Origin of the sequence: Demequina sp. NBRC 110051 (assembly GCF_002090055.1) — a bacterium.
Classification (GTDB): Bacteria; Actinomycetota; Actinomycetes; order Actinomycetales; family Demequinaceae; genus Demequina.
Genome location: NZ_BBRH01000009.1, coordinates 172299 through 188778, shown reverse-complemented (window position 1 = coordinate 188778; position 16480 = coordinate 172299). Strand labels below are relative to the sequence as shown.

Genomic DNA, 16480 nt, shown 5'->3' with positions numbered 1-16480 from the left:
GTCCTCGTCGCGGTGGTCCTTGGCCGGGCGCGGATGCGGCCGGGCACAAAAGCCGAGTCTAGGTGGCGTGACGCATGCCACAGGCACGCGCCACGTTCAGGTCACGAAACGGTATCGATCCTCGTTTCGGCGTTGCTACTTACTGACAGCATTGTAAGTTACTGCTCAGCGGGGCCGCGAGGTCCCATCCCCGATGACGAGGAGCCCATCCGTGACGACGACGTCCGCGCCGACGAGCATGACGCTCGACGGCTGCCGCACCCTCGTGGGCCGCCTTCCCCTGGCGCGCAAGGTCGAGCTCGTGACGGGAGCGACCATGTGGCGGCTCATCGCGCTCCCCGAACTGGGCATGCGCTCGGTGTCCTTCTCCGATGGCCCCGTCGGCGTGCGCGGCCTGGGCGAGGTCGAGGGCGAGACGTCGGTCCTCCTGCCCACGCCCTCGGGCATCGCCGCCACCTGGGACCTGGACCTCGCGCGCGAGGTAGGGGCGGCGTTCGCGCAAGAGGCACGCGCCCACGGAGTGGATGTGGTGCTCGCCCCCCAGGTCAACATCCAACGCACCCCGGTGGGAGGCCGGCACTTCGAGTGCTTCTCCGAGGACCCGGCGCTCACCGCGCAGATCGGTGTCGCCCTCGTGGAAGGCGTCCAGGACGGCGGCGTCGCGGCGTGCATGAAGCACTACGTGGCCAACGACTCCGAGACGGAACGGACCTCGATGGTGTCGCGGGTGGGCGAACGAGCCCTGCGCGAGGTCTACCTGGCCCCCTTCGCCGCGGCCGTCGAGGCGGGCGTGTGGTCGCTCATGGCCGCGTACAACGGCGTGGACGACGGCGTCGAGCGCTCGCCCATGACCGAGCACCGCCACCTGAACGTCGACGTCCTGAAGGGCGAGCTGGGGTTCGACGGGGTGCTCGTGTCCGACTGGGAGGCCACCCGCAACGCCGCGGCGGCGGCCACGGGAGGGCTCGACCTCGTGATGCCCGGCCCCGGCGGGCCATGGGCCGAGGGGCTGCTTGCGGCGGTGCGTGATGGCCGGGTGGCCGAGTCCGAGCTCGACGACAAGGTCGCGCGCGTCCTTCTCCTCGCTCACCGCGTGGGGGCGTTCGAGGGCTCTCCCCGTGCCGTGGAGGCGCGCGACCTCAACGCACTCGCACGCCGCGCCGCCGCGCGCGGCACCGTGGTGCTGCGCGCGCCCGACACGGGCGCGCCATGGGATCGCACCGCCCCGGCCTCGATCGCCCTGCTCGGAGCGAACGCCGAGCGCCCCCACGTCTTGGGCGGAGGCTCGTCGACGGTGCACCCCGAGCATGTGGTGACGCCGGTCGAGGGACTCGCCGCACGCTGGCCCCAGGCCGCGATCGTCGTGGAGCGCGGCGGGGATCCGCGCGTGTTCGCGCCCCGGCTCAAGCTCGCTGCGCGCGTCCCCGGGGGCCTCACCGTCACCTGGCTCGATAGCGCGGGCGCGACGGTGCGCGAGGACGTCCTCACGGCGCACGACGGCTGGGTGCGCGACATCCCCGAGCGCGCCGTCGAGGTGGTCATCGACTGCGACGTGACCCTGACCGAGGAGGGCATCCACCGCCTGTCCGTCGGCACGGTGGGCATCCACCGCACCGAGATCGACGGGGTCCTCGCCTCCGTGGGCGAGCGCCGCGTGGGTGTGGACTGTGTGCTCGACTCGTCGGTGAACACGCCCCACGGCGTGGCCGTCGACGTGGAGATCGCGCACCCCCGCACGGTGCGCGTGACCACCCGCCACCAGGTGATCGACGCCGCGGGCTACGGGCGCTTGGTGCGCGCCGAGCTGCGCCACGCCCTCCCGCGCCGCAGCGACGAGCAGGAGATCGCGGACGCTGTGGCGGCGGCGAAGGCGGCGGACCTCGCCGTCGTGGTGGTGGGCACCAACGAGGAGTGCGAGTCCGAGGGGTGGGACCGCACCACCCTTGCCCTGCCCGGGCGTCAGGACGAGCTCGTGAGCCGGGTCCTCGCGGAGGTCCCCGACGCCGTCATCGTCGTCAACGCCGGCGCCCCCGTGCTGTTGCCGTGGCTTGACGAGGCGCGCACGGTGCTGTGGGCGTGGTTCCCCGGCCAAGAGGCGGGCCACGCGCTCGCGGACGTGCTCGCCGGCGACGTCGAGCCCGCCGGACGCCTGCCGTGGACCCTTCCGGCGCGCGATGAGGACGTTCCCGTGCCCCACGCGATCCCCGTCGAGGGCGTCGTCGACTACGACGACGGAGTCGACGTGGGCTACCGCGCGTGGGAGCGCTCGGGCTCAAGGCCGGCGGCGCCGTTCGGCCATGGCCTGGGGTGGACCCGGTGGGAGCACCGCTCGGGCGAGGCGCGCGTGACGCAGCGCGGCATCGAGCTTGACGTCACGGTCCGCAATGGAGGCGCACGCGCCGGACGCGAGGTGGTGCAGGTCTACCTCGAGGCGCTGGACGACGAGCACGACCGCCCGGTGCGGTGGCTCGGCGGCTTCGCGGCGGCCACCGTGGCCCCGGGCGAGGAGGCGAGCGTTGCGGTGCGGATCCCGCGCCGCTCGCTCGAGATCTGGGATGTGCGGCAGGGCGCTTGGGTCCTGCCGGAGGGCGTCTATCGCCTGCACACGGGACGGTCGGTGCGCGATATCCGGGAGGTCTCAGACGTCCCCGTGGGAAGCGCGCCCTAGCCGGCCCAGGAGGTTCAGCCAGCACGGCTCATCGGCAACGGTGGGTCACCACACCACGGCACCGGCACCGGCCGGTCCGCTCTTCAAGGAGGAAGACATGAGGATGAGGAAGTCCTCGATCGTGGCGCTCAGCATGGCCACCGCGCTCACGCTCACCGCGTGCAGCGGCAACGACAGCCCCGAGACCGACCCGAGCGCGAGCGGCTCCGGCGGGACCGACGCCACCGGGGCATCGGGCGCCCCGCTCACGATCGCCAAGCCGGACGGCGCGATCACCACGGAGTCCAACAACCCCTGGATCGGCGACTCGTCCGCCCTCAAGTTGGGCTACGTGAACGCGATCTACGAGCCCCTCGCGATCGTCAACCTCGTGGACCCCTCGGCCGAGGTGGAGCCGTGGCTCGCCGACACCATCGAGTGGTCGGATGACTACACCCAGCTGACCCTTACCGCCAAGGACGGCGTCACCTGGAACGACGGTGAGCCGTTTACCGTCGAGGACATCGCCTTCACGTTCCAGCTGTTCATCGACTACCCCGAGCTCGACGGGGCCGCGATCGGCCTCGACTCGGTGGCCGTGGACGGCGACGCGGTCACGCTGAACTTCCAGGCGCCCATGTTCGTCAAGCAGGACAAGGTGCTCCACAAGCTCATCGTCCCCCAGCACATCTGGGAGGGCGTGGCCGATCCCGTCGCGGAGGTGAACCTGGAGCCCGTGGGCACCGGCCCCTACACCCTCACCCAGTTCACGTCGCAGTCGGTGCAGCTGGACGAGCGCGAGGACTACTGGGGCGGCGACGTCGCCGTGCCGACGCTGTTCTACGTCTCGTACAACGACAACACAGCCCTCACGACGGCGCTCGCGAACGGCGATGCCGACTGGGCGCAGGCGTTCATCCCCAACGTCCAGTCCGCCTACCTCGACAAGGACGAGAACAACGTCTACTGGGCCCCCGCGGGCCTGGGCATCGACACGATGTTCGTCAACACGACCACCGCGCCGTTCGACGACGTCGCGTTCCGTCAGGCCGTCAACATGGTGCTCGACCGCACCCAGCACCAGGCCATCGCCCGCGAGGGTGGCGTGCCCGAGCTCACGTCCGTCACCGGACTGCCCACCCCCGCCGGTGACGCCTTCATCAACGACGAATACCAGGGCATGAACTACACGGTCGACGTCGAGGGCGCCAAGGCCGTGCTCGAGGGCGCCGGCTACGCGTGGGACGGCGACGCGCTCGTGAGTCCCGACGGCGAGGCCGTCACGTTCACCATCCAGGTCCCCCAGGGATGGAACGACTACGTCACGGGCATCTCGCTCATCGCGGACGAGGTCGCGGCGCTCGGCGTCGAGGCCACCGTCCAGACACCGGACGTCGACACGTGGTGGGCCGACCGCTCCAACGGCGACTTCCAGGCCGTCCTTAACTGGACCGACACGGGTGCCACGCCGTACGACATCTACAGCAACATCATGGATGGACGCTGGCTGCTGCCGATCGGGGAGGCCGCGAACTACAACTTCGGCCGCTACGACAACCCCGCGGCCACGGAGGCGCTCAACGCCTACGCGACGGCCACCGACGACGCCTCTCGCGCCACCGCGCTCGAGGAGGTCCAGCGGATCTTCGTCGAGGACGTGCCCGCCATGCCCATCGGCACCCGCCCGTTCATCAGCGAGTTCAACACCCGCAACTACGTGGGATGGCCGTCGGACGAGGACCCGTACGTCAACGCCGACCCCACCCAGCCCACCACCGTCAAGATCCTCACGAGCCTCACGCCCGCGAGCTAGCTGACGCCCCAGCGGTGGGGCCGGGGATGGCGCCCGGCCCCACCGCGCTTAACCGACTGGGAGACCTGCGTGACCCCCGACCCCCTGCTCACCATCGAGCGATTCTCCGTCGTCTACGACGTGGATCCGCCCGTCGAGGCCGTGCGTGACGTGTCCCTCACGCTCGCGCGCGGCGAGATTCTTGGCCTCGCCGGCGAGTCCGGCTGTGGCAAGACCACCCTCGCGTACGGCATTCAGCGCCTGCTCAAGCCTCCGGCCGTCATCACGTCAGGTACGGCGGTCTTTCACGACGCCGGCGGCGACGATATCGAGATCAACGCGCTCGACGAGGAGCAGATGCGCGCGTTCCGCTGGGACAAGGTCTCCATGGTGTTCCAGGGCGCCATGAACGCGCTGAATCCCGTCCTCGCGATCGGCCGCCAGCTCGACGACGTCTTCACTACACATCGGCCCCGCATGACCAAGGCCGAGCGGCGCGAGGAGTGCGCCCGCCTGCTCGATGTGGTGGGCGTGGGCCGCGATCGCCTGCGCTCCTACCCCCACGAGCTGTCGGGCGGCATGCGCCAGCGCGTCATGATCGCGATGGCCATGGCGCTCAGGCCCCAACTGATGATCATGGACGAGCCCACCACCGCGCTCGACGTGCTGGTCCAGCGCGAGATCCTCGAACAGATCAGCGAGCTGCGTCACGAGCTGGGCTTCTCCGTCATCTTCATCACCCACGACCTCCCGCTGCTGCTGGAGATCTCCGACCGCATCGCCGTCATGAAGGACGGGCGGCTCGTCGAGATCGACACCGCGCACAGGATCTACTCCGATCCTCAGCACGCCTACACCAAGCGGCTGTTGGGGTCCTTCCCGAGCCTCACGGGCGATCGCGGCGACTTCGTACGCGGCGCAGGGGACGCAGGCCACGCGGCCGGAGCGGACGCCGCCCACCCAGCCACGGCATCGGCCGCTACCGAGGAGGACGCGTCATGACGATCCTCGAGTTCAAGGGCGTCACCAAGCGCTATCACGTGCGCGGCGCGGGCGACATGCTCGCTCTCGACGACGTGAGCTTCACGCTCACGTCGGGGCAGACGATGGCGCTCGTGGGCCAATCCGGATCGGGCAAGTCCACGATCGCGAAGATCCTCACTCAGCTGGAGCGTGCGACGAGCGGCGAGGTGCTGCTGGACGGCAAGCCCATCCCGCACCGTGGTCCCGGGCTGCGCCGCTACCGCCAGCGCGTCCGGATGGTCTTCCAGGACCCCTTCGCCTCCCTGAATCCGTATCACACCATCCGCCACCACCTGGCGCGGCCCCTGGCCCTTGACAACGTGGTGCCCAAGGACCAGATCGAGGACGAGGTGCGCGCCTTGCTCACGCGCGTGCGACTCGACCCCGATGCGACCATCGACCGGCGCCCCCACGAGCTCTCCGGCGGCCAACGCCAGCGCGTCGCCATCGCCCGTGCCCTGGCCTCACGGCCCGAGCTGCTCATCGCCGACGAGCCGGTGTCGATGTTGGACGTCTCGATCCGTCTGGGCGTCCTCAACCTCCTGGCGGACCTGCAGCGCGAGTCCAATCTGGGCGTCCTGTACATCACGCACGACCTCGCGACCGCGCGGCACTTTTCGGACCAGATCATGGTGCTGCACCACGGAGTGGTGGTGGAGCGCGGCTCCGCAGACGACGTGATCCTGAACCCCCAACACGAGTACACCAGGGCGTTGCGCGACGCGTCGCCCGACCCCGACAAGCACTTCGCCGGCCCCACGGGCGAGGCGACCACGAGGAGCGATGCGTCGTGAGATTCCTCCTGCGCCGCCTGGCGTTCTACCTGTTCACCGCGTGGGCGGCGATCACCATCAACTTCTTCCTGCCTCGCATGCTCAAGGGCGACCCCGTCACGGCGTACCTGCAGAAGAACCAGGGCAAGGTCAGCCCCGAGGCGATCGACTCCCTGCGCACCCTCTTTGGGCTCGACTCCGACGCGTCGCTGTGGCAGCAGTACCTGGACTACTGGGGTCAGCTGCTCAGCGGCGACCTGGGCGTGTCCTTCTCGAACGGACTCGCGCCCGTGTCCCAGGTCATCACCGCGGCGATCCCGTGGACCGTGGGATTGGTGGGGCTCGCGACCATCATCAGCTTCCTGCTGGGCACCTCCGCGGGCGCCGTCATCGGCTGGCGGCGCGGATCGCGCGCCGACTACGCGGTGCCCTTCGCGACGTTCTTCTCGACCGTGCCGTACTTCTGGATGGCGCTCGTGGTGATCGCGATCTTCTCGACCACCCTCGGGTGGCTGCCGGCCTCGCACGCGTACGACAAGGGATCCGTGCCGGGCTGGTCATGGGACTTCGCGGGCGAGGTGATCGCCCACGGCACCCTGCCGGCGCTGACCATCATCGTGTCGTCGCTGGGCGGCTGGATCCTGGGCATGCGCAACATGATGGTGACCGTCCTCGACGACGACTACGTGACGGTCGCGCAGGCGAAGGGCCTGAGGCCCCGGCGCGTCCTCACCCAGTACGCGTCGCGCAATGCGGTGCTGCCGCAGTTGCAGTCGTTCGCGTTGTCGCTGGGTTTCATCGTGGGAGGCACGCTCGTCATGGAGATGGTGTTCTCCTACCCGGGCCTCGGCAAGCTTCTGCTCGACGCGACCAACGCGAAGGACTACCCCCTGATGCAGGGGCTGTTCCTCGTCATCACCCTCGCGGTCCTGGTCGCCAACATCCTCGCGGACGTCGCGTACGCCGTGCTCGATCCCCGCACCCGGCAGATGGAGTCCTGACATGACCTTCACCTCCGTTCCCGACGCCTCCGACGGCGCCCTTCCCACCGAACCGCGGCGTCCCACGATGGCGAGCCGCGTGAGCGCGTCGTTCGCGATGTTCCGCAACGGCAAGTCCATCGCGGGGTTGATCATCGTCGGATTCTTCGTGGTGCTCGCGGTCTTTGCCGACTGGATCGCGCCCTACGACCCGCTCGAGAAGGACTTCCAGGCGCTGCGTCAGGGGCCTACCGCTCAGCACTGGCTCGGCACCACCCATATGGGTGAGGACGTCTTCAGCCAGATCGTCTACGGCACCAGGGGAGTGCTCATCGTGGGCCTCGTCGCGGGCGTGCTCGCCACGCTGGTCGCCGTGATCGTGGGCGTCACCGCGGGCTACGTGTCCGGGTGGAAGTCCGAGTCGCTGTCGGCGCTCACCAACGTCTTCCTCGTGATCCCCGGCCTGCCGCTGATCATCATCGTCGCCTCGCAGTACGAGGACCCGTCGATCGTGCTGATCTCCGCCGTCATCGCCATCACGGGCTGGGCGTGGGGTGCGCGCGTGCTGAGGGCGCAGACCATGTCGCTGCGCCACCGCGACTTCGTCCAGGCGGCCAAGGCCAACGGCGAGCGGCTGCACCGCATCATCGCGGTCGAGATGCTGCCCAACCTCACGGCGATCATCGCCTCGAGCTTCGTGGGCACCGTCACCGCGGCCGTGTTGGGTCTCACCACGCTCGCGTTCATCGGCGTGATCCCCATCACCAACCTCAACTGGGGCACCATCTTGTTCTGGGCCCAGCAAAACGGCGCGTTCCCGGACTACTGGTGGTGGTACATCCCCGCGGGCGTGTGCATCGCGCTGCTGGGCATGGCGCTGTCGCTGATCAACTTCGGCATCGACGAGTACGTCAACCCGCGCCTGCGCTCCGCCGGCGAGCGGGCGCGTGCCATGCGCAAGAAGGGCCTGTCGGCGTCCTCCGGGGTCACCGCGGTGCGGACGGCGCCCGCGGACGACTAGGGCCGCTACGGTGACACCCATGCGCGTAGTAGTCATGGGTGTCACCGGGTGCGGGAAGACGACGGTCGGCATGCGGCTGGCCGATGCCGTGAAGGCCGAGTTCAAGGACGCCGACGACCTTCATACGGCCGATGCGGTGGCACAGATGGCGGCAGGGGTTGCCCTCACGGACGACGACAGATGGCCATGGCTCGCCCGGGTGGGCGAGTGGTTGGCTGAGGGCGAGGACCGGGTCATCGCCTGCTCGGCGCTGCGCCGCGTCTACCGTGACTGCATCCGCGACATCGCGGGCGAGGACGTGGTGTTCGTGCACCTCGCGGCCCCGCAGAGCGTCCTCGAGCCGCGCGTGCGCGCGCGATCGAAGAAGGACGGCCACTTCGCCGGGGCGGGTCTACTCGACTCGCAGTACGCGACCCTCGAGCCGCTCGAGGACGACGAGGTGGGCGGCACCGTGCGGATCGAAAACTACGACCCGGCCGGCGCGGCGTTGGTGGCCCGCTCGATCGCGGAGTCCGCGGGCCGGTGAGCGGCCGTCGGTGGCGTTAGGCGCCGAAGCCCACGCGGCGCTTGGACTCCTCGCCGATCTCGACGTAGCCGAGCGAACCGGCGGGCACCACGACCCGGCGACCCTTCGCATCGGTGAGGTCGAGCGTGGCGCCGGCTACGGCATCGGCCACCTTGGCGGCGACCTCGTCGCCGGACATGTCCGTCTCGATGACGATCTCTCGTGCCACGTTCTGCACGCCGATGCGAATCTCCACGGTGTCCTCCAAAGGTCGGGGCAATGAACTCTGATGACTATCGTAGGGGCGTGACCGAGCCACAGAAGCGCCTGTTCGCGGGCAGGGGAATCAGCGCGCGCGGGCTCGCCGTGACCGCCGGCGTGGTGCTCGGCTGCTTCGCGCTCGGCATCGGCGTGGGGTGGGGAACCTCTCTGGTGGGCGGCGAATTGGCGGCCCCGGAGCCGTCCGTCACCCCCAGCGCGAGCGCGACGCCGACTCCCGAGGCTTCCGTATCGATCCCCGCGCTCGAGCCGATCGATCGCGAGCTCGACGACGACGACCTCGCGGCGGGAGTCGCGTCCCTCGACGTGCCCGCCCAAGCGGGAGGCGACTTCCAGATCGTCTCCTCAGACGCGCAGCCCTCGGGCACGGGCGCCTCGGTCAAGTGGGTGCGTGTCGAGTACGAGAACGGGTTGGCAATCGACGGCGACGCGCTCACCGCGTTTGTCCTCGAGACCCTCAACGACCCGCGCGGGTGGGGCGCACGCGGACGCTACGAGTTTGTGCCCACGTCGGGTGCGCCCGACATGCGGGTCGTGATCGCGAGTCCCGTGAGGGCCGCGGAGCGCTGCCCCGATCCCCACACTCCGGCCTCGATCGGTGCGGTGACGGACACGTCGACGTCTCCGTCGCCCGAGGCCTCCGCCTCCGCGCAGGCGCGCACCAGCTGCGCAGACGAGGGGCTCATGGTGGTCTCCGCCTACGACTGGGCGGCAGGTCTCGACTCCTATGGCGACGACCGCCTGGGTGCGCGGGACTACCTGCTGAACCACGGCATCGGTCACCTGCTGGGCGAGGAGGACGGTGTCTGCGCCTCGGGCGAGGCGCTCGTCATGACCGATCAGGTGGATCTGCCCGAGGACTGCTCGCCCAACCCCTGGCCCTGGCCGGACGAGCCGCTGCCCTCGCCCACGCCGACCCCCGCCGCATCCGCCACCCGCGACGAGGAGTAGCTCGCGTGGCCGTGGCCGCGATGTCGGGGCCCTGTGTTGGGGTGGGGGCATGACCTTCCGTGGCGCGCCGAGCCTGAGCGACGAGCAGCGGGCCGCCATCGCGGCGGCCGATGCGGGCCACGCGGTGGTGGTGGGTCCGCCAGGGTCGGGCAAGACCACGGTGGTCGCGGCGGCGGCCGCGCGGGCCGTCGCCCAGGGGATGGCACCCGAGCGGCTGCTCGTGTTGGCGCCCACGAGGACGGCCGCGGCCGACCTCCGTGACGTGGTGTCCGCGACGGTCGACCGCGCGACGGGCGTGCCGGTGGTGCGCACCGCGGCGTCGGTGGCGCACACGGTGCTCGCGGCGAGGGCCGAGGCCTTAGGGGACCCCGCGCCGACCCTCATCACCGGCGCCGACCAGGACGCGATCCTGCGCGACCTGTTGGCCGGTCACGCGCGCGGCGAGGGGGCCGCACCCGACTGGAGCGGGGTGGTTCCCGCTGAGGCGACGGCGCTGCCGGGATTTCGCGCCGAATTGCGCGACCTGCTCATGCGGGCGACGGAGGCGGGGCTCGACCCGGAGGCCATGCGGGAGCTGGGCGAGCGCACCGGTAGGCGCGAGTGGGTCGCGGGTGCCGAGGTGCTCGCGGAGTACCTGGACAACGTGATGTGGCGCAGCCTGCTGGAGGATCAGGGCCTGCGCTATGACCCCGCGGGCGTGGCGCGCGAGGCCGCCGTCGCGCTCGACGACTGGGACGGGGCGTGGGGCGTCGCGCCCTCGTGGGACCTGGTGATCGTCGACGACTACCAGGACGCCACCGCCGCGGTGATCGCACTGCTCGAGGCCCTTGCGGAGCGCGGCTCCCGCCTGCTGCTGGTCGGCAACGCCGACGAGTCCGTGCAGGGCTACCGTGGCGCCGTCCCCTCCGCCCTCGCCCAGGCGACGGCACCCTCGGGCAGGCACGCGTTGGGTGCGTCCCTGGTGAGGCTGACCCAGCAGCACCGCCAAGGGGCCGCGCTCGCGGCCGTCGTGGGGGCGCTCACGCAGCGCATCGGCACGGTGGGTGCGGGGTCGGCGCGGGGTGCGGTGGCGGAGTCGGGCGACGGCGCTCCCGATGCGGTCGAGATCCTGGTGGCGCCGCACCGCTACGCCCAGTCGCGCGCGATCGCCGCGGCCTTGCGACGGGCTCATCACGGGGTGGACGGCGGCGGAACCCCGTGGGGGCGGATGGCGGTCATCGCGCGCTCCAACGGGCAACTGCGGGCGTTGCATGCGGACCTGCTCGGGGCCGAGATCCCGTGCGAGTCGCTGGGCGACGGCGTCGCCCTGCACGAGCAGCCGGTGGTCGCGCCCCTGCTGACCATGATGCTGATCGCGGTGGGCGAGCGCGAGTGGACGGAGGAGGACGCGACGCAGGTGCTCGCGTCGCGCCTGGTGGGGCTCGACCCGGTGGAGCTCAGACGGCTGAGGCGCGCCCTGGTGCGCGAGGACCGCGGGGGCGGCGGCCACGCTGCGGCGGGCGAGTTGCTTGCCCAGGCGATGGAGGACCCGGCGCGCCTGGCGAGCCTCGGCGGCGAGGAGGCGCGCGCGGCGCGCAAGGCCAGCGCCGCCGTCGCGAGCGCCGCCCATGCGGCGCGCGACGGGCAGGACACGCCGCGCCGGCTGCTGTGGGTGCTGTGGGAGTCGTTGGAGGTCGCGGAGCCGTGGCGCAAGGCGGCGCTGGCCGGCTCCGCGCGCGACGACGCCGACCTCGACGCGGTCATCGCGCTGCTGCGCGAGGCTCAGAACGTCGAGGAGCGTATGCGTGGCGCCACCGCGGCGGGATTCGCGGCGCACCTGACCTCGCAGGAGTTCGCGATCGATTCGCTCGGCGCGCGCGCGACGGGGGGCGACACGGTGACGTTTGCGACGCCGGCCTCCGCGGCGGGCCGCGAGTGGGACGTGGTCGTGGTGGCGGGGGTCGAGGAGGGTGTGTGGCCCAATGTGCGCCTGCGCGACTCCGTGCTGGGTGCCCAGCATCTTGCCGACATCCTCGCGTTCAGGGCGGATCCCGAGCCGCTCGACGCCGACAGGCGGTCGGCGCTCGCGGCATCGTCTCGCAAGGCCGTGCTGGACGACGAGACCCGTGCGTTGGTGGTGGCGTTGTCGCGAGCCAGGCGCTCTGTGGTGGTGACGGCGGTCGAGGACGACGACACCCGGCCCTCCCGCTATGTCGACTGGCTCGAGGCTGCCGCTTCTGTGACGCGCCGCGACACCGGTACCGTGCCGCGCGTGTCCGACCTGCGCCACGCCGTGGCGGCCCTGCGTGCCGAGGGGGCGGCCGCGTCCGGCGAGGACCGAGCGGGCTATGCGACCGCTCTCGCGCGGCTGGCCGAGGCCCGCGTCGCGGGCGCGGATCCGCGGGCATGGAACGGCGTCGCCTCGCCGTCGACCGAGGCGGGATTCTTCGCCGAGGACGCCCCGGTGCGGGTGTCGCCCTCGCGCGTCGAGGGAGTCGAGCGATGCGCGCTGAGATGGGCCCTTGAGAGCTCCGGGGGAGTGGGCCTCGACAGCGACAAGCAGCAGCTTGGCACCCTGGTGCACGAGATCGCGCAGCTCCATCCCGACGGCGACCGTGCCACCTTGCAGGCGGCGCTCGATGAGCGCTGGCACGAGATCGCGGGCGATGACACGCTGCCGAACCGCGTGTTGCGCGCGAAGGCAGAGGCGATGATCGATCGACTCGCGGGCTACTTCGTGTCGCACCCGGTGGATGCCGTCGAGCTGGAGCAACGCTTCGAGGTGGGTATCGATCGCGCCGTCCTCACCGGCAGCGCCGACCGCGTGGAGCACCGCGGAGACGCCACGCGCATCGTGGATCTCAAGACCGGTAACCCCGACTACGCGGGCGATCCTTCTACTCACGCCCAGCTCGCGATGTACCAGCTTGCCGCCGCCCACGGCGCCTTCCCCGGCGTTGAACGGGCCGCGGGCGCGGACCTGGTGTTCGTGGGCGGCAGCAATCGCTCCGCATCCGTGAAACCGCAAGGCGCCATCGATGTCGACGAGCAGCGCGCGCGGCTGGGAGCCGTCGTCGAGACCATGACCTCGGCCCGTTTCCTCGCGACCGAGAACGACATGTGCGGGCAGTGCCCCGTGCGACGCTCGTGCCCCGTGCAGGTCGAGGGACGGCAGGTGAGCGAGGCATGACGGACGCGAACGTTGCCGGCGGCGGCTGGGGGTCAGTGGTGCCCGACGGCGCCGACGCAGGACGCGTGGCGGGTCAGGCGCGCTCCGTGGTTGAGCTCGCGGCGCTGATTGACGCCTCCACCACCCCCACGCCCGAGCAGGCGGCGGTCATCGGTGCGGGGCTGGAGCCCGCCCTGGTGGTCGCCGGTGCGGGATCGGGCAAGACCGAGACGCTCTCCCTGCGCATGGCCTACCTCTTGGACCATGGTGAGCGCCTGTGGGGCCGCGACCTCAGCCCCGACCAGATCCTGTGCCTCACGTTCACGCGCAAGGCGGCCGCAGAGATCGCCGAGCGCGCCGAGGTGCGGCTCGATGCGGTGTTTGGCGAGGACCCCGCCCGCCCGCCCGTCACGGTCGCGACCTACAACGGCTACGCGGCCTCGCTCGTCGCGGAGCACGGCCTGCGCCTGGGCGTCGACCCTGACGCCGCGACGCTCACGGACGCGGCGCTGTGGCAGATTGCCGACGACATCGTGCAGCGCTGGCCCGACCCCGTCGACACCGACGCCTCGGTGTCGACCCTCACTCAAGCCGTGATGCGGCTCGCGGGCCAGGTGCGTGAGCACCTGACGGAGCCCGCCGCCGTCGCCGACTGGGCGCGGCGCACCCTCGCGTCGCTCGCGGACCTGCCCGGCACGCGCGGCGGTACGGCGCTCGTCAACAGCAACGGCAACCCGACCGAGGAGGCCAAGGACCTCCGGCACCTGGTCACCCTGCAGGACCTCGCGCCCCTCGTATCGCGTTTCCTGGCGCGCAAGCGCGAGGGCTCATACCTCGACTTCGCCGACCAGGTGGCGTACGGGGTGGCGCTCGCGGATCTCGAGGCCGTGCAGGCGATCGAACGATCGCGCTACCGCGTGGTGCTGCTCGACGAGTTCCAGGACACCTCGCCCGCGCAGCTGCGGCTGTTCGCGCGCATGTTCGGTGCCGACCACCCCGTGATGGCCGTGGGCGACCCCAACCAGGCGATCTACGGATTCCGCGGGGCGTCGGCGAGTGCGCTGTCCCAGTTCGTCACCGAATTTGGTGGCCGCGACCACGTGGTGAGCCACACGCTGTCGGTGTCGTGGCGCAACGAGGCCTCGATCCTCGCGGCCGCCAACGCCGTCGCCGGCTCGCTGCCCGCGCATCCGAGCGTGCACGTGGAGCCGCTGAAGTCGACCGGGCAGTACCTCGGAAGGCCCGAGCCCGTCCGCGTGGCGCCGGGGCTCACCGCCCATATGGCGGCCGACCTCGAGGCGGAGGCCGATGCCGCGGCGGGCTTCATCTCCGCCCGTCGCCTGGAGCTGGGTCCGGGCCGCGAGGGCGCGCCCGCGACGGCCGCCATCCTGTGCCGGCGCCGCGCACAGTTTCCCGCGCTGATCGACGCGCTCACCCGCGCGGGAATCGACTACGAGGTGGTGGGGCTCGGCGGGCTACTCGACACGCCCGAGGTCACCGAGCTGGTGGCACTGCTCGAGGTGGCCCACGACCCGTCGCGAGGCGACTCCCTGATGCGGCTTCTCACGGGCGAGCGGCTCGCCCTGGGGCCTGCCGACCTCGCCGCTTTGCACGACTGGTCACGGCACGACCGCGACAGGCACGACCACGGCGATCTCGATGCGCGGCTGGAGTCGGCGACCATCGTCGACGGTGTCGACGCGCTGCCGCCGGCCGGGTGGGTCTCGCGCGAGGGACGCAGCCTCACCGGGGAAGCCCACGCGCGCCTCGAGGTCCTGCGCGCCGTGATCCGCGCCGTGCGCGAGCGCACGTATCTGTCGCTGACCGAACTCATCGTGTTCGCAGAGCGCGCCTGGGGGCTGGACATCGAGGCCGAGGTGGCGCGTCCCGACGGGCGGGCCGCGCGCAATGTGGACGCGTTCCTCGATGCCGCGCGTTCGTTCGCGGCGGGAGCAGAGCGCGCGACGCTGGGCGCCTTCCTCGCGTGGCTTCACGCCGCGCGTTCCGAGGAGCGCGGCCTCGCGACCCCCGTGAAGGAACCCGAGCCTGGGGCGGTACAGATCCTCACGTGCCACAGCGCGAAGGGGCTCGAGTGGGACATCGTCGTCATCCCCGGCGTGACCCAGGGCTCGTCGACCCGTGGGGGAAGCCAGTTTCCCTCGCTGCGATCCACACCCAAGGCGACGGATGACGGCCTGGCCGTGAACGCGAGCGGGTGGATGGGGGAGGCAGGGGCGTTGCCCTATGCGCTGCGGCTCGACCGCGACGACCTGCCGGTGTGGGACCAGGGAGACGTGGGCGACCGTGCCTCGCTCAAGGAATCGATCGCAGGGTTCAAGGCCGAGGCCGGCCTGCACGCGCTCGAGGAGGAACGCCGCCTGTTCTACGTGGCCCTGACCCGTGCGCGTGCACATGTGATGGTGTCGGGATCGTGGTGGGGCACGTCGACGTCCGCGCTGGTGCCGTCGGTGTTCTTGCAAGACCTCCTCGACCGCGGCGTGATCGCCTCCGCGGGATGGGCGCCGCGACCGGACGACGATGCGGTCCGCCCCGAGCGGCCGGCAGCGTCCGCGCTGTGGCCTCCCGCCCCCACGCCGGAGCAGGAGCGGCGCCGCGCATTCGCCGCGGACGTCGTCGCGGCCGCACGCGACGACGACCCGCAGTCCGGCTGGGCTCACCTGCCGTGGGGCCGCGACCTCGAGGCCATGCTCGCCGAGCGAGACAGCCGCCGCGAGCGTGGGAGCGAGGTGGCCCTGCTCGGCCACCTCACCACGTCGCAGTTGGTGTGGCTGCACCGCGACCGCGAAGGCTTCACCGAGCAGCTGCGCCGGCCCCTGCCGCAGGAGCCCACGCTGGCCTCGGCACGCGGCACGGCCCTGCACGGCTGGATCGAGGCTCACTTTGGCCACCCCTCGCTGCTGAGCGCCGAGGACCTCGCGCCCGAGGATGCCCTCGCCGACGGCGTTGCCGACGACGGCGTGCAGTCGCTGCGCGACACGTTCGCGGCCTCGCCATGGGCGCGCCGCCGGCCCAGCGACATCGAGGTGCGCGTCGAGCTGCCCGTCGCGGGTGTGACGATCCGCTCCAGGATCGACGCGGTCTTCCCCGCGGGCGACGGGCTCGACAGGGTCACCGTGGTGGACTGGAAGTCAGGGGCGCCCCCGCGCGATGACGCGGAGCGCGCCGCGCGCGAGGTACAGCTCGCGGTGTACCGGCTCGCGTGGTCGGAATGGAAGGGGATCCCCCTGTCCGACGTCGACGCCGCGTTCTACTACGTGGGCGCCGACCAGACCGTGTGGCCCGAGAGGCTCATGGAGCGCGACGAGATCGTCTCACTGCTGCGCGGGGACGAGGGGTAAGT

At 71.4% G+C, this 16480-nt stretch carries 11 protein-coding genes; 10 read left to right on the top strand and 1 reads right to left on the bottom strand.

What is annotated here, in order from left to right:
- Positions 1-211: 211 nt before the first annotated feature.
- From B7K20_RS04610 to B7K20_RS04580, 7 genes are all read left to right on the top strand, one after another.
- The gene (locus tag B7K20_RS04610; protein ID WP_200809023.1) at positions 212-2668 is read left to right on the top strand and encodes a glycoside hydrolase family 3 protein; all 2457 of its coding nucleotides are present in this window, start codon (positions 212-214) and stop codon (positions 2666-2668) included.
- A gap of 97 nt (positions 2669-2765) precedes the next feature.
- Positions 2766-4460, top strand: coding sequence for an ABC transporter substrate-binding protein (locus tag B7K20_RS04605; RefSeq protein ID WP_084101002.1), 1695 nt, complete (start codon positions 2766-2768; stop codon positions 4458-4460).
- Positions 4461-4529: 69 nt separating this feature from the next.
- The gene (locus tag B7K20_RS04600) at positions 4530-5441 is read left to right on the top strand and encodes an ABC transporter ATP-binding protein (protein WP_084101000.1); all 912 of its coding nucleotides are present in this window, start codon (positions 4530-4532) and stop codon (positions 5439-5441) included.
- Positions 5438-6256 carry an ABC transporter ATP-binding protein gene (locus B7K20_RS04595; RefSeq protein ID WP_084100999.1) on the top strand — a complete coding sequence of 273 codons (819 nt, stop codon included), beginning with the start codon at positions 5438-5440 and terminating at the stop codon, positions 6254-6256. The genes B7K20_RS04600 and B7K20_RS04595 overlap by 4 nt, the downstream gene beginning before the upstream one ends.
- Positions 6253-7236, top strand: coding sequence for an ABC transporter permease (locus B7K20_RS04590; protein ID WP_234985715.1), 984 nt, complete (start codon positions 6253-6255; stop codon positions 7234-7236). The genes B7K20_RS04595 and B7K20_RS04590 overlap by 4 nt, the downstream gene beginning before the upstream one ends.
- Position 7237: 1 nt before the next feature.
- On the top strand, positions 7238-8236 hold the full coding sequence (locus tag B7K20_RS04585) for an ABC transporter permease (protein WP_084100997.1): 999 nt from the start codon (positions 7238-7240) through the stop codon (positions 8234-8236).
- A 19-nt stretch (positions 8237-8255) separates the two neighbouring features.
- On the top strand, positions 8256-8762 hold the full coding sequence (locus B7K20_RS04580; RefSeq protein ID WP_084100995.1) for a gluconokinase: 507 nt from the start codon (positions 8256-8258) through the stop codon (positions 8760-8762).
- A gap of 16 nt (positions 8763-8778) precedes the next feature.
- Here the strand turns inward: B7K20_RS04580 and B7K20_RS04575 are convergent, their stop codons facing one another.
- Positions 8779-8997: a DUF3107 domain-containing protein gene (locus B7K20_RS04575; RefSeq protein ID WP_084101089.1), complete on the bottom strand. Its 219-nt coding sequence runs from the start codon at positions 8995-8997 to the stop codon at positions 8779-8781.
- Positions 8998-9047: 50 nt separating this feature from the next.
- Here B7K20_RS04575 and B7K20_RS04570 point away from each other — a divergent pair, with 50 nt between their 5' ends.
- The 3 genes from B7K20_RS04570 to B7K20_RS04560 are packed head-to-tail and all read left to right on the top strand — an operon-like array spanning position 9048 to position 16478.
- Entirely contained in the window at positions 9048-9971 is a 924-nt protein-coding gene (locus B7K20_RS04570) for a DUF3152 domain-containing protein (protein WP_159449322.1), read from the top strand.
- 49 nt (positions 9972-10020) lie between these two features.
- Complete coding sequence (locus B7K20_RS04565; protein WP_084100991.1) at positions 10021-13140, top strand: UrvD/REP family ATP-dependent DNA helicase; 3120 nt, start codon at positions 10021-10023, stop codon at positions 13138-13140.
- A complete protein-coding gene (locus B7K20_RS04560) occupies positions 13137-16478 on the top strand; it encodes an ATP-dependent DNA helicase (RefSeq protein ID WP_084100989.1) in 3342 nt (1113 codons plus the stop codon). Before B7K20_RS04565 ends, B7K20_RS04560 begins: the two co-directional genes overlap by 4 nt.
- Positions 16479-16480 lie beyond the last annotated feature (2 nt).

Bases quoted from the DNA above. Each gene is read 5' to 3' on its own strand.
- B7K20_RS04605 (WP_084101002.1), top strand. From the start codon at position 2,766: ATGAGGATGAGGAAGTCCTCGATCGTGGCGCTCAGCATGGCCACCGCG.
- B7K20_RS04595 (WP_084100999.1), top strand. From the start codon at position 5,438: ATGACGATCCTCGAGTTCAAGGGCGTCACCAAGCGCTATCACGTGCGC.
- B7K20_RS04585 (WP_084100997.1), top strand. From the start codon at position 7,238: ATGACCTTCACCTCCGTTCCCGACGCCTCCGACGGCGCCCTTCCCACC.
- B7K20_RS04580 (WP_084100995.1), top strand. From the start codon at position 8,256: ATGCGCGTAGTAGTCATGGGTGTCACCGGGTGCGGGAAGACGACGGTC.
- B7K20_RS04565 (WP_084100991.1), top strand. From the start codon at position 10,021: ATGACCTTCCGTGGCGCGCCGAGCCTGAGCGACGAGCAGCGGGCCGCC.
- B7K20_RS04560 (WP_084100989.1), top strand. From the start codon at position 13,137: ATGACGGACGCGAACGTTGCCGGCGGCGGCTGGGGGTCAGTGGTGCCC.